Here is an 11502-nt window from a genome sequence, read left to right on the forward strand (position 1 = left end):
CGCAAGGGTACTGGGTTTATCGCGCGATATCCGCGCCGAGGCCAGTGAGCTTCGCTTCGAAATCCTCATAGCCACGATTGATCAGGTCAACGCCGTGCACGTTCGACTTGCCCTCCGCGGCCAGGGCGGCGATCAGGTGGCTGAAACCAGCCCTCAGGTCGGGGATGATCAGATCGGTGGCGTGCAGCTTGGCCGGGCCGGCGATGACCGCCGAGTGGCGGAAGCCCATCCGCCCGAAGCGGCAGGGTGTGCCGCCGAGGCATTCCTGGAACACCTGGATGTTCGCGCCCATCTGGTTGAGCGCGGCGGTGTAGCCGAAGCGCTTCTCGTAGACGGTCTCGTGCACCACGGACAGGCCGTTGGCCTGGGAGAGCGCGACGACGAGCGGCTGCTGCCAGTCGGTCATGAACCCGGGGTGCACGTCGGTCTCCAGCGCGACGGCCTTCAGGTCGCCGCCGGGGTGCCAGAAGCGAATGCCGCCGCCGCCCGGGGAGTCGTCGACCTCGAACTCGCCGCCGATACTGCGGAACGTGTTCAGGTAGGTCATCATGTCGGCCTGGCGCGCGCCCCGCACGAAGATGTTGCCCTTGGTCGCGAGCGCGGCCGATGCCCAGCTCGCAGCCTCGATCCGGTCGGGGATGGGCCGGTGCGAGAAGCCACCGAGCCGAGCCACACCCTCAATTTCAATAACCCGATTCGTGTGTACCCGGATGATCGCGCCCATCTTCTGCAATACGCAGATCAGGTCGATGATCTCCGGCTCGACCGCGGCGTTGCTCAGCTCGGTCACGCCCTTGGCCATGACCGCCGCGAGCAGGATCTGCTCGGTGGCGCCCACCGACGGGTAGTCGAGCTGGAACTTGATGCCGTGCAGGCCGTCGGGCGCGGAGAGGTGCAGCCCTTCCGGGGCCTTCTCCACGATGGCGCCGAAGCGGCGCAACGCTTCCAGGTGAAAGTCGATCGGGCGGCCGCCGATGTTGCAGCCGCCGAGCTCGGGGATGAAGGCGTGCCCGAGCCGGTGCAGCAGCGGGCCGCACAGCAGGATCGGGATGCGGCTCGACCCGGCGTGAACGTTGATCTCGTCGACGCCGGCGCGCTCCACATTGGACGGGTCGAAGACCAGCTCGCCCTCGGGGCCGTAGCTGACCTTGACGCCGTGCAGCTCCAGCAGGCCGCGCACCACATCGACATCGCGGATCTTCGGAACGTCGTACATCCGGCTGATTCCGTCGCCCAGCACAGTCGCGACCATGGCCTTGGAGACCAGGTTCTTCGCGCCGCGCACCCTCACTTCGCCACGAAGCGGGGCTCCCCCGTTAACGACGAGCACATCCGACATACGGTCCTCCGATGAACGATGAATGAACCCGTCGCAGCATAGCCCTGAGTGACGTGTGACGGAACGCACGTGGGCAAAAAACGTACGGGTGCCGCGAATCAGACATGGCACCCATCACATTCAGTAGTTATTTGCCTACGGCAACGCCAGCATCTGGTCCAAAGCTGCCCTCGCGTGATGGGCCGTTGCGGCCTCGACGGTGATCTGATTAGGTACCCGCCCGGCCACCAGCTCCTCCAGTGCCCAGACCAGATGCGGCAGATCAATGCGATTCATCGTGGAGCAATAGCAGACCGTCTTGTCCAAAAACATGACCTGCTTGTCCGGGTGCGCGTCGGCCAGGCGGCGGACCAGGTTCAGCTCGGTGCCCACCGCCCACTTCGAGCCGGGCTCGGCCGCGTCGAGGGTCTTGATGATGAACTCGGTGGAGCCCACATAGTCGGCGGCGGTCACCACCTCGTGCCGGCATTCGGGGTGTACCAGCACGTTCACCCCGGGCACCCGCTCACGCACATCGTTGACGGTTTCCAAGGTGAAGCGCCCGTGAACAGAACAGTGCCCGCGCCACAGGATCATCTTGGCGCTGCGCAGCTGGTCGGCGGTCAGGCCACCGCTAGGCTTGTGCGGGTCGTAGAGCACACAGTCGTCGAGCGAGAAGCCCATCTCCAGCACCGCCGTGTTGCGGCCCAGGTGCTGGTCGGGCAGGAAGAGCACCTTGTCGCCTTGCGCGAAAGCCCAGTCGAGGGCGCGTTTGGCGTTGGACGAGGTGCAGACGACGCCTTTGTTCCGCCCGACGAAGCCCTTGATGTCGGCGGAGGAGTTCATATAGGTGACCGGGACGGTTGACTCTGCTATCCCGAGGTCGGCCAGCGTGTCCCAGCACTGCTCCACCTGCTCCAGGACGGCCATGTCGGCCATCGAGCAACCGGCGGCCAGATCGGGCAGGATGACCCGCTGGTTTTCCGAGGTCAGAATGTCGGCCGACTCGGCCATGAAGTGCACGCCGCAGAAGACGATGAACTCGGCGTCGGGCCGGGCCGCCGCCTCCTTGGCCAGCTTGAAGGAGTCACCGGTGACATCGGCGAACTGAATCACTTCGTCGCGCTGGTAGTGGTGACCAAGCACGAAGACCCGGTTGCCGAGCGCCGCTTTCGCGGCTCTGGCCCGCTCAACCAAATGGGGATCGCTCGGTGCGGGCAGGTCACCCGGACAGTCGACGCCACGCTCTGAACCGGCGTCCCTGCCGCGGCCCAGCAGAAGCAATACGGGAGCAGTCACGCTCTCATCATCCCTCCACCCATCCCCCCGCGTGCCGCCCCTAGCGGTGTGGGCTGCCACACTCCACCCTCATGCGAGTGGTGATCTGCCCGGATAAGTTCGCCGGAACCCTGACCGCTGTCGAGGCCGCGCAGGCCATCGCCGAAGGATGGCGTTCGGTGGCCCCCGGCGACGAGCTGGTGTTGCGTCCGGTAGCCGACGGTGGCCCAGGCTTCCTGGAGGTTCTTCACACGAGCCTGGGCGGCGACCTCATCGAAGTCCCCACCACCGATCCGCTCGGACGCGTGGTCACCGGATCCGTGCTCATCGTCGGCGACACCGCTTATCTGGAAAGCGCCCAGGCCACAGGCCTGCACCACCTCGCCCCCGGCGAACGCGACCCGAAGATCACCACCTCGGCAGGGCTAGGCGCGCTGGTCGCCGCCGCCACCGCCCAAGGCGCTCACAAGCTGATCATCGGACTCGGCGGCTCGGCCACCAACGACGGCGGGGCGGGATTCCTTGCCGCCCTTGGCTTCAAGCCACTTGACCGGGAGGGCAACCCGCTCCCGCCCGGCGGCGCCGTCCTCCGCCGCGCCGCCGCCCTCACCCTCCCCACCTCCGCCGCTCCCGCGCCCCCCGCCGCAATCACGACGATCTTGCCGGCGCGCGGCGTGGGCGGCGCGGCGGCTGGGCAGCGGTGGGTGGAGTTGGTGGGGGCGTCTGATGTGGACAACCCGCTGGTGGGGGAGCAGGGGGCGACGGCGGTCTACGGGCCGCAGAAGGGCGCGTCAGCGGCCGACGTCGTGCTCCTGGATGCGGCGCTGGCCAACTGGGCCGCCGTGCTGCAACGGGATCTGCCCGGGTGCCCGCAAGACTTGGCGGCGCTGAAGGGGGCCGGGGCGGCGGGCGGGCTGGGCGCGGCCGTGCTCGCGCTCGGCGGCAGGATCGTGTCCGGGATCGACCTGATCCTCACCGAGACGGGCCTGGGCGAGGCGGTGGCCGAAGCGGGCGTCGTGATCACGGGGGAGGGCTCGTTCGACCATCAGTCGCTGCGCGGAAAGGTCATCGCCGGCGTGGCCGGGGCGGCCCGGGACCACGGCGTGCCATGTGTGGTGCTGGCCGGGCGGGTGACGACAGGCCGGCGGGAGCAGGGGGCGGCGGGTATCACCGAAGCCCACTCCCTGGTCGATCACTTCGGCGATGTGGATCTGGCGATGACCGCGCCGGCGAGAGGGTTGCGGGAGCTCAGCGCCCGGATGGCCGGGCAGTATTCACGCCGTTGATCTAGCCTGTTTCTTGAGTGATTCCATTTTTGATGGGTGTGGGTGGCGAAGACCACAGCTCCCAGCGGCGGATCACGGCGATCGGGTCGCGGCTCAAACTGGGAATCAAGCTCAAGTGAGCTAGCGTTACCACTGACGTCGAACAGCACAGATTTGGCCCGACAGCTGGGAGCGATAGTGAGCACCGAAACCACCAGCACCGAAACCACCACTGACACGACCGGTATCAACCTCACCGAGGTTGCGGCGGTCAAGGTCAAGGCCCTGCTTGAGCAGGAAGGCCGCGATGACCTGCGGCTGCGGGTCGCGGTGCAGCCCGGCGGCTGCTCCGGCCTGCGTTACCAGCTGTTCTTCGACGAGCGTGACCTCGATGGTGACGTCGTCAAGGACTTCAACGGGGTAGGCGTAGTGGTCGACCGGATGAGCGCCCCCTACCTCATGGGCGCGACGATCGACTTCGCCGACCGCATCGACGCTCAGGGTTTCACGATCGACAATCCGAACGCGGGCGGTAGCTGCGCGTGTGGAGACTCGTTCCACTGAGTGAATGAACGGTAAACGGGGCCACCCTTGCTAGGGTGGCCCCGTTGTCTTTCCCCCAAAAAAACCGAGGCAGTTATGAAGATCGCGGTGACCGGTTCGATCGCCACCGACCACCTGATGCATTTCCCGGGACGTTTCGCGGACCAGCTGATCGCCGATCAGCTCGACAAGGTCTCGCTGTCGTTTCTCGTGGATGACCTGATTATTCGCCGCGGTGGGGTGGCTCCCAACATCGCCTTCGGGCTGGGGCAGCTCGGTCTGCGCCCGATTCTGGTCGGCGCGGTCGGCTCCGATTTCGCCGACTACCGCTCGTGGCTGGAGCGCCACGGCGTCGACACCGACTCGGTGCACATCAGTGAGACGGCCCACACGGCACGCTTCGTCTGCACCACTGACAACGATCTTTGCCAGGTCGCCAGCTTCTACGCCGGCGCCATGTCGGAGGCGCGCAATATCGAGCTGCAGCCGGTCCACGACCGGGTGGGCGGCCTCGACCTGGTGATCGTTGCCGCCAACGATCCGGTCGCGATGCTGCGCCATTCCCAGGAGTGCCGCGAGCGCGGCTACGCCTTCGCCGCGGACCCGTCGCAGCAGCTGGCCCGCATGGAGGGGGCGGAGGTGCTGCAGCTGATCGACGGCGCGAAGTACCTCATGACCAACGACTACGAGCGTTCCCTGCTTGAGCAGAAGACCGGCCTGAACGCCGAGGAGATCCTCGATCGCGTCGAGGTCCGGGTCACCACGCTCGGCAAGGGCGGCGTCGAGATCACCGGCCGCGGCTTCGAGCGCATCCACGTCCCGATCGCGCGGGAGATCCACGCCTACGACCCGACCGGTGTCGGCGACGGCTTCCGTGGCGGCTTTTTCGCCGCGCTGTCGTGGGGTCTGAGCCTGCGTTCGGCCGCCCAGGTCGGCTCGCTGCTGGCCACCCTGGTCCTGGAGACCGCGGGCGGCCAGGAGTACGACGTGCACCCGGACATCTTCGTCAAGCGTCTGGCCGAGTCCTACGGCGACGAGGCGGCCGCCGAGGTTCGCCCGTTCCTGGGCCTCAACTGATCCGGCGCACTTCAAACGCGGCTGGTGCCGGTGAGCCCAGGAACTCCTGGCCCCTCATCCGGCACCAGGCCGGGATGTCGACGGCTGCCGCGGGATCGTCGGCGAGCACCCGCACGATGTCGCCGATGGCGACCGTGGGCAGCTTCTTGGCCAGGGCGATGACCGGCAGCGGGCAGCGCTGACCGAGGCAGTTCAGCTCGGCCGTCACATGCCCACCTCGGCTCGCAGGTCCTTGACGATCCCGGGCAGCTCGGCCAAAAATCTGTCCACATCGGACGATGTGGTCTCCCGGTGGAGCGAGATGCGGATGTTGCCGTGCGTCAGCGCGCCCATCGCGGCCAGCACATGGCTCGGCTGCAGGGTGGACGAGGTACACGAGGAGCCGGACGAGACAGCGAAGCCGCGCCGGTCGAGGGCGTGCAAGAGGGACTCGCCGTCGACGTAGAGGCAGGAGAAGGTCGCCAGGTGGGGGAGACGCTGCCCGGGGTCGCCGACGATCTCCACATCGGGCACGGTCGCGGCCACCGTTGCCCTGATCCGGTCGACGAGCGCTGACAGGCGCGCGTTTTCCGAAGCCGCCTCGGCGTGCACCGCTTGCAGCGAGGCGGCGGCGGCGAGGATGGCCGGCAGATCGAGCGAGCCCTGCCCGTGCGGCCAGGGCGAGACCCATCGGGTGGCCTTGCGCACCACCAGAACGCCCACTCCGGCCGGGCCGCCCCACTTGCGAGCGCTTGCTGATAACAGATTCCATCCGTCGGGTACCGGGATCCGCCCGACCGACATGGCAGCGTCCACAAACAACGGAACCCCGTGCCGCGCGCAGACCTCACCGGCCCACTCGACCGGCTGCAGCGTGCCCACCTCGTGACTGGCGCTGATCAGCGCGGCGAGCCCGACGCCCGGCTGGTCGATCGCGGATTCCCATGCGGCGCTGTCGATCCGGCCGGTGTTGTCCACTTTCACGGAAACAGATTGCTCACCCGCGGCGTGCAGCACGGCGGAGTGTTCGACCGCCGAGTGCACCAGCACCTGCCCGACCCGTTTACGGGCGGCCAGCGCGCCGGAGATGGCCGCGCGCACGGCTTCGGTGCCGTTGGGGGTGAAGGTGACCTCGTCGCTTCGTACCCCCAAAATCTGGGCAACAGCACCCTGAGCGGCCTCCAGCAGCAGGCGCGCGCGACGCGCCTGGGTATACAGCCGGCCCGGGTCGGCCCAGCCCTCGTCGAGGGCCGCGATCAGCGCCTCTTTCGCGACCGGGTGCAGCGGAACCGCGGTCGCGGCATCAAAATATGCAGGCTGCACTCCTTGACGTTACGTCAAGGGCCAACACGCCCCACCCCAAGACCACTCTGGACCGTTAGGTGAAGTACTCTGCGACCGTGCTTAGGAGGATCGGCGGCTTTATCACCGTGGCCGGGCTTGCGTCCCTGCTTGCGGGCTGCGATGTGGGCGAGACCTTTGACGGCTTCGGCTGGCCGCAAGGCGGGATCAGCCAGCAGTCCGAGAAGATGTACGACCTTTGGATCGCTTCGGTCGTCGCGGCGCTGGCCGTCGGCTTCTTCGTCTGGGGCCTGATCTTCTGGTGCGTGGTGCGCTACCGCAAGCGCGGCACCGACCTGCCCGTGCAGACCCGGTTCAACCTGCCCATCGAGGTGCTCTACACGGTTCTGCCGTTCCTCGTGGTCTCGGTGCTCTTCTACTACACCGCGGTGATCCAGACCAACGTCAACCAGGTCTCGGCCAACCCGAACGTCACCGTCGAGGTGGTCGCGTTCAAGTGGAACTGGCAGTTCAACTACCGCAGCGGCCCCGGCGAGGCGGCCAAGACCGAGGCTTCGGTGACCGGCACGAGCAGCCTCATCCCGCTGCTGGTGGTGCCGACCGGCCGCACCATCCTGTTCGAGGAGCACAGCAAGGACGTCATCCACTCGTTCTGGGTGCCGGAGCTGCTCTTCAAGCGAGATGTCTTCCCTGGCAGCACGCGCAACGAGTTCCAGGTGACCATCGAGGAAGAGGGCCGTTACGTCGGCCGCTGCGCGGAGCTGTGCGGCACCTACCACTCGATGATGAACTTTGAGCTGGTGTCCGTCTCGCCGGAGAAGTTCGAGCAGTACCTGGCGGCGCTGAAGTCGGGTAAGACTCAGCCGGAAGCCATGGAGGCGATCGGGTTCACCGGCGACAAGGCCTACGCGGTGACCACGGAGCCGTTCGAAACCAAGCGCGACTCGAAGGCGGCGAACTCATGAAGACCGAATACCGTCTCTTCGTTGGCCTTGCCGGCTTCCTGTTCGCCTGTGCCGTCGTGTACTGGTTCTGGAGCGACTCGGCGCTCAACGGCCCCGACTGGATCGGCACCACGGCCCTGGTCCTGTCGGGCCTGCTGTGCGCGATGGTCGGCGGCTACTTCTGGTTCGTCTCGCGGCGCATCGATCTGCGCCCGGAGGACAGGATCGATGGCGAGATCGCTGACGGCGCGGGCGAGATCGGCTTCTTCAGCCCCGGCAGCTACTGGCCCTTCGGCATTGCGGCCTCGGTCGCGGTGGCCGGGCTGGGCGTGGTCTTCTTCTGGTGGTGGCTGATCGGTCTCGGGCTCATCGCGGTGATCCTGTCGTCGTGTGCGCTGCTGTTCGAGTACTACACGGGAACGCGCCGCGTCGCCGAGCACTGACCTTCCAAGATCTGACAGAGCCCGCCTTTGACAGGCGGGCTTCTTCAGCTCTATGGTTCATTACATGAGTAGTGAACCGGCGAACTAAAGATGTTCGACGACCGAAGCCCGATCTATCAGCAGATCGCTGAGAAGATCAAAAAGGACATCCTCTACGGCGACCTCACCGCCGATGAGCAAGTGATGTCCACCAATCAATACGCGTCCTTCTATCGCATCAATCCAGCCACCGCGGCGAAGGCGTTCCAGCAGCTCACCGACGACGGCTACCTCTACAAGAGGCGGGGGATCGGCATGTTCGTCAGCCCTGACGCGCAGGAGAGGCTGCGGGCGGGGCGACGCGAGAAGTTCTTCAGCGATGTGGTCCGGCCGATGGTGGCCGAGGCGCGCGCGGTAGGCATCGACCTACAAGAGATCATCCACCACCTCAAGGAGCAAGCGTGAGCATTGAAGTGCGCGATCTGCGCCTGCGCTTCGGAGACGTCGACGCGCTCGACGGGCTCTCGTTCAGCCTCGCCGGCGGCAAGATCTACGGCCTGCTGGGCCGCAACGGCTCGGGCAAGACCAGCCTGCTGTCGGTGCTGGCCGCGTTCCGCAGGCCCACCAGCGGCGAGGTCCTCATCAACGGCGCCGAGCCCTTCGAGAACGCCGGTGTCGTCAGCCAGATCTGCCTCATCCGGGAAAGCGGCGACGTCTACGACAACGAGCGCGTTGCGAGCGTGCTGCGCGCCGGGCGGCAGCTGCGCCGCGACTGGGATTCGGACTACGCGGAAAAGCTGCTGGAACGCTTCCAGCTCTCCACCAAGAAGCGGGTGCAATCCCTTTCCCGGGGCCAGAAATCGGCGCTGGGCATCGTGGTCGGGCTGGCCAGCCGGGCGCCGCTGACCATGTTCGACGAGTCCTACCTCGGCATGGACGCCCCCTCCCGCTACGCCTTCTACGAAGAGCTGCTCGCCGACTACACCGCCCACCCGCGCACCTTCGTCATCTCCACCCATCTCATCGAGGAGGTGGCCTCGCTGTTCGAAGAGGTGATCATCATCGACCGGGGCAGGCTCGTGCTGCACGAGGAATCGGATGCCTTGCGGGGCAGGGGAGTCACGGTCACCGGCCCGGCCGACGTGGTGGACACGTTCGTGGCGAGCCTGACCGTGCTCGGCCAGCAGACGCTCGGCCGGACCAAGGCAGCCACCATCTACGGCGAGCTGAACGACACCCAGGTGCGTGCCGCCAAACTGGCCGGCCTGGAGCTGGGTCCGGTTGCGCTGCAGGACCTTTTTGTGCACCTGACCCGCGCCGAGGCCGAAGGGATCGTGCGATGAACGTCTTCAAGCACCTGTTCTCCACCTACCGCACGGTCTATCTGTGGTTCTGGGCGGTGATGGCACTCTTCGTGCTCGCGATCGTCCTGAGCTTCGTGGTCTTCGGCCCGTACATCGAAAACGTCATGGACGCGAGCGTGTGGCAGGGGGCCGCGGGCGCGGCGCCGCGCTGGTTCGTCTTCGTGATCGGCATCATGCTCGCGACGGTCAACCTGACGGTGGTCATCGCCAGCGGCATCACCAGGCGGGCGTATTTCGCCGCGGTCTTCGCCTTCACCCTGGCCACAGCGGCCCTTTTCGAAGTGGCGTCGCTGGCCGGGTTCGGGGTGGAGCGGGCGGGCTTCGCCACGCAGGGGCTGACCGGCTTCCTGCCCGTGGACTATCCGCTCAACAGCTGGAACGCGGCGGCGAGCTACACCGGGGAGGCTTTCCTGGCCCTGTGGGGGTTCATGCTCAGCGGCTGGGCGATCGGGCTGCTCTTCTACCGGCTGCGGGTGTGGTACGCCATCCTGCTGATCCCGGTAGGCCTCGGCCCCATCATCGGTGGCGGCTCGCTGCCGCCGTTGATCGGACAAGGTGCGCGCATCGTCACCCTGACGGTGGGTCTGGCGCTCGCGACCGCCCTCGGTTTCCTGCTGGTGCGCAGCGCACCGGTACGACCGAAAAAGGCTTGACGGGGGGCAAAAGCGCGGGTGTCCAATTCGGACACCCGCGCTTTTACGCGGTCAGGGAGCTGCGGTGCTCGAGAAGGTCGGCGACGGTGGCCGCGGTCGTTACCGGGTCGAGCGGGTGCAGCAGCGTGGCGTCGGCCTTGGCATAGGCGGCGAGCCACCGGTCGGCGGCGCGAGCGATGACGATGGCCCGCGGCGGGCAGTTCTTGATCTCGTCGGTGAGCTGGCGGCAGATGCCGATTCCGCCGGCCGGGGAAGCCTCGCCGTCGAGCACCAGCAGATCGATCTCGTAGTCGTCCACGAGCTTCACGCACTCGGCGTAGGTCGACGCCTCGACGAACTCCACCTGCAGATCCGGCCGCGGGTGTGTCCCGATGGCCAGCTTCATGCGTTCGCGGACTTCGGGATCGTCGCTGTAAAGCAGCACAGTGCGATCTGTCATGCCAAAGATCCTAGCGGCGGGGTTTCGGCGGCTTCGAGACGGTCCAGCTGTCGGTCGATCCGGGCCGCTTCCCGCCGCGACTGCTGGATCCATTGCCCCACCAGCACGGCCAGCATCGCCACCGAAACGATTTCACCTCCGGCCCACAGCACGCCTCCGGCGGTGACCTGGTCGGCCACCGGATCCACCCACGGCAGGTGCAATGACGGATACCAGTCACCACCCAGCAGGGTGGCCGATTGCATGACGGTGAGCCCGAGCACGGTGTGGAACGGCACGCTGAGCACCATCAGCAACGCGCGGGCCGGGTAGGGCCAGCGGCCGGGCAGCGGATCGCGGCCCACCAGCGGCCAGAAGAAGAGGCAGCCGGTGGCGAGGAAGTGCGCGTGCATCAGCTCGTGGACGAACCCGTTGTGCAGGGTCAGCTCGTAGAGACTGCTGAAGTAGAGCACGAACGGGTTCACCACGAAGATGCCGAAGGAGACGAGCGGAAACGCGAGGATCCGCGCGACCCGGCTGTGCAACACGGAAAGCAGCGCCTTGCGGGGGCGGCCGGGCAGGGTGCGCAGGGCGAGGGTGATGGGGGCGCCGAGCGCCAGGAAGATGGGCGCCACCATGCTCAGCACCATGTGCTGAACCATGTGCACGCTGATCAGCGTGGTGTCGTAGGCCCCGAAGCCGCTCACGGTGACCAGGGCGATCGAACCCAGGCCCGGTCCAAGGAAGACGATGGTGCGTGAGAGCGGCCAGCTGTCCCCGCGCAGGCGGAGCCGATGCGTTCCGTAGAGGTAGGCAGCCGCCACCGCGACCAGCCCGACGGCGAGCCAGGAAGCCAGCTCTGCCTGGCTGAACAGGGCTTCAACCGAAAACGGGGGCATGTCCCCAGAGTAGGCCAGGCACGACACGCACCGATGTGGG

At 66.9% G+C, this 11502-nt stretch carries 14 protein-coding genes; 8 read left to right on the forward strand and 6 right to left on the reverse strand.

The genetic code is table 11. The features are described 5' to 3' along the window. Nucleotides 1–16: 16 nt before the first annotated feature. Nucleotides 17–1339 carry a UDP-N-acetylglucosamine 1-carboxyvinyltransferase gene (murA, locus tag Rhe02_RS33930; RefSeq protein WP_203912534.1) on the reverse strand — a complete coding sequence of 441 codons (1323 nt, stop codon included), beginning with the start codon at nucleotides 1337–1339 and terminating at the stop codon, nucleotides 17–19. Between the two features lie 135 nt (nucleotides 1340–1474). Then, a complete protein-coding gene (gene nadA / locus Rhe02_RS33935) occupies nucleotides 1475–2617 on the reverse strand; it encodes a quinolinate synthase NadA (RefSeq protein WP_203912535.1) in 1143 nt (380 codons plus the stop codon). 71 nt (nucleotides 2618–2688) lie between these two features. Between nadA and Rhe02_RS33940 the strand changes: the two genes are divergently transcribed. The 3 genes from Rhe02_RS33940 to Rhe02_RS33950 all read left to right on the forward strand — a co-directional run bounded on the left by Rhe02_RS33940 (nucleotide 2689) and on the right by Rhe02_RS33950 (nucleotide 5481). Next, a complete protein-coding gene (locus tag Rhe02_RS33940) occupies nucleotides 2689–3882 on the forward strand; it encodes a glycerate kinase family protein (protein WP_203912536.1) in 1194 nt (397 codons plus the stop codon). A gap of 177 nt (nucleotides 3883–4059) precedes the next feature. Then, nucleotides 4060–4425, forward strand: a complete 366-nt coding sequence (locus Rhe02_RS33945) for a HesB/IscA family protein (protein WP_203912537.1) — start codon at nucleotides 4060–4062, stop codon at nucleotides 4423–4425. A gap of 75 nt (nucleotides 4426–4500) precedes the next feature. Beyond that, entirely contained in the window at nucleotides 4501–5481 is a 981-nt protein-coding gene (locus tag Rhe02_RS33950; RefSeq protein WP_203912538.1) for a carbohydrate kinase family protein, read from the forward strand. On the opposite strand, the gene Rhe02_RS33955 is transcribed toward Rhe02_RS33950, so the two are convergent. Next, nucleotides 5474–5689 carry a sulfurtransferase TusA family protein gene (locus Rhe02_RS33955; RefSeq protein ID WP_203912539.1) on the reverse strand — a complete coding sequence of 72 codons (216 nt, stop codon included), beginning with the start codon at nucleotides 5687–5689 and terminating at the stop codon, nucleotides 5474–5476. The two genes, Rhe02_RS33950 and Rhe02_RS33955, sit on opposite strands and share 8 nt — an antisense overlap. Next, complete coding sequence (locus tag Rhe02_RS33960; protein WP_203912540.1) at nucleotides 5686–6783, reverse strand: cysteine desulfurase family protein; 1098 nt, start codon at nucleotides 6781–6783, stop codon at nucleotides 5686–5688. Before Rhe02_RS33960 ends, Rhe02_RS33955 begins: the two co-directional genes overlap by 4 nt. A gap of 77 nt (nucleotides 6784–6860) precedes the next feature. On the opposite strand from Rhe02_RS33960, the gene ctaC reads away from it, so the two are divergent. The 5 genes from ctaC (at nucleotide 6861) to Rhe02_RS33985 (ending at nucleotide 10145) form a co-directional block, all read left to right on the forward strand. Beyond that, on the forward strand, nucleotides 6861–7727 hold the full coding sequence (gene ctaC, locus Rhe02_RS33965) for an aa3-type cytochrome oxidase subunit II (protein ID WP_239124231.1): 867 nt from the start codon (nucleotides 6861–6863) through the stop codon (nucleotides 7725–7727). Next, nucleotides 7724–8149 carry a cytochrome c oxidase subunit 4 gene (locus Rhe02_RS33970; RefSeq protein WP_203912541.1) on the forward strand — a complete coding sequence of 142 codons (426 nt, stop codon included), beginning with the start codon at nucleotides 7724–7726 and terminating at the stop codon, nucleotides 8147–8149. The genes ctaC and Rhe02_RS33970 overlap by 4 nt, the downstream gene beginning before the upstream one ends. A 90-nt stretch (nucleotides 8150–8239) precedes the next feature. Next, entirely contained in the window at nucleotides 8240–8593 is a 354-nt protein-coding gene (locus tag Rhe02_RS33975; RefSeq protein WP_203912542.1) for a GntR family transcriptional regulator, read from the forward strand. Continuing rightward, nucleotides 8590–9471, forward strand: coding sequence for an ATP-binding cassette domain-containing protein (locus Rhe02_RS33980; protein WP_203912543.1), 882 nt, complete (start codon nucleotides 8590–8592; stop codon nucleotides 9469–9471). Before Rhe02_RS33975 ends, Rhe02_RS33980 begins: the two co-directional genes overlap by 4 nt. After that, the gene (locus tag Rhe02_RS33985; protein WP_203912544.1) at nucleotides 9468–10145 is read left to right on the forward strand and encodes a hypothetical protein; all 678 of its coding nucleotides are present in this window, start codon (nucleotides 9468–9470) and stop codon (nucleotides 10143–10145) included. The genes Rhe02_RS33980 and Rhe02_RS33985 overlap by 4 nt, the downstream gene beginning before the upstream one ends. Before the next feature lie 43 nt (nucleotides 10146–10188). Here Rhe02_RS33985 and Rhe02_RS33990 read toward each other — a convergent pair whose 3' ends face one another. Together Rhe02_RS33990 and Rhe02_RS33995 are read right to left on the reverse strand one after the other, a co-directional pair. Further along, complete coding sequence (locus Rhe02_RS33990) at nucleotides 10189–10584, reverse strand: response regulator (RefSeq protein WP_203912545.1); 396 nt, start codon at nucleotides 10582–10584, stop codon at nucleotides 10189–10191. After that, nucleotides 10581–11462: a cytochrome c oxidase assembly protein gene (locus tag Rhe02_RS33995; RefSeq protein WP_203912546.1), complete on the reverse strand. Its 882-nt coding sequence runs from the start codon at nucleotides 11460–11462 to the stop codon at nucleotides 10581–10583. Before Rhe02_RS33995 ends, Rhe02_RS33990 begins: the two co-directional genes overlap by 4 nt. Nucleotides 11463–11502 lie beyond the last annotated feature (40 nt).

This window comes from Rhizocola hellebori (assembly GCF_016862955.1).
GTDB classification, from domain to species: Bacteria; Actinomycetota; Actinomycetes; order Mycobacteriales; family Micromonosporaceae; genus Rhizocola; species Rhizocola hellebori.

Excerpts from the sequence above, each read along its gene's own strand:
- murA (WP_203912534.1), bottom strand. The coding sequence starts at position 1,339 with ATGTCGGATGTGCTCGTCGTTAACGGGGGAGCCCCGCTTCGTGGCGAA.
- Rhe02_RS33940 (WP_203912536.1), top strand. The coding sequence starts at position 2,689 with ATGCGAGTGGTGATCTGCCCGGATAAGTTCGCCGGAACCCTGACCGCT.
- Rhe02_RS33950 (WP_203912538.1), top strand. The coding sequence starts at position 4,501 with ATGAAGATCGCGGTGACCGGTTCGATCGCCACCGACCACCTGATGCAT.
- Rhe02_RS33970 (WP_203912541.1), top strand. The coding sequence starts at position 7,724 with ATGAAGACCGAATACCGTCTCTTCGTTGGCCTTGCCGGCTTCCTGTTC.
- Rhe02_RS33975 (WP_203912542.1), top strand. The coding sequence starts at position 8,240 with ATGTTCGACGACCGAAGCCCGATCTATCAGCAGATCGCTGAGAAGATC.
- Rhe02_RS33985 (WP_203912544.1), top strand. The coding sequence starts at position 9,468 with ATGAACGTCTTCAAGCACCTGTTCTCCACCTACCGCACGGTCTATCTG.
- Rhe02_RS33990 (WP_203912545.1), bottom strand. The coding sequence starts at position 10,584 with ATGACAGATCGCACTGTGCTGCTTTACAGCGACGATCCCGAAGTCCGC.
- Rhe02_RS33995 (WP_203912546.1), bottom strand. The coding sequence starts at position 11,462 with ATGCCCCCGTTTTCGGTTGAAGCCCTGTTCAGCCAGGCAGAGCTGGCT.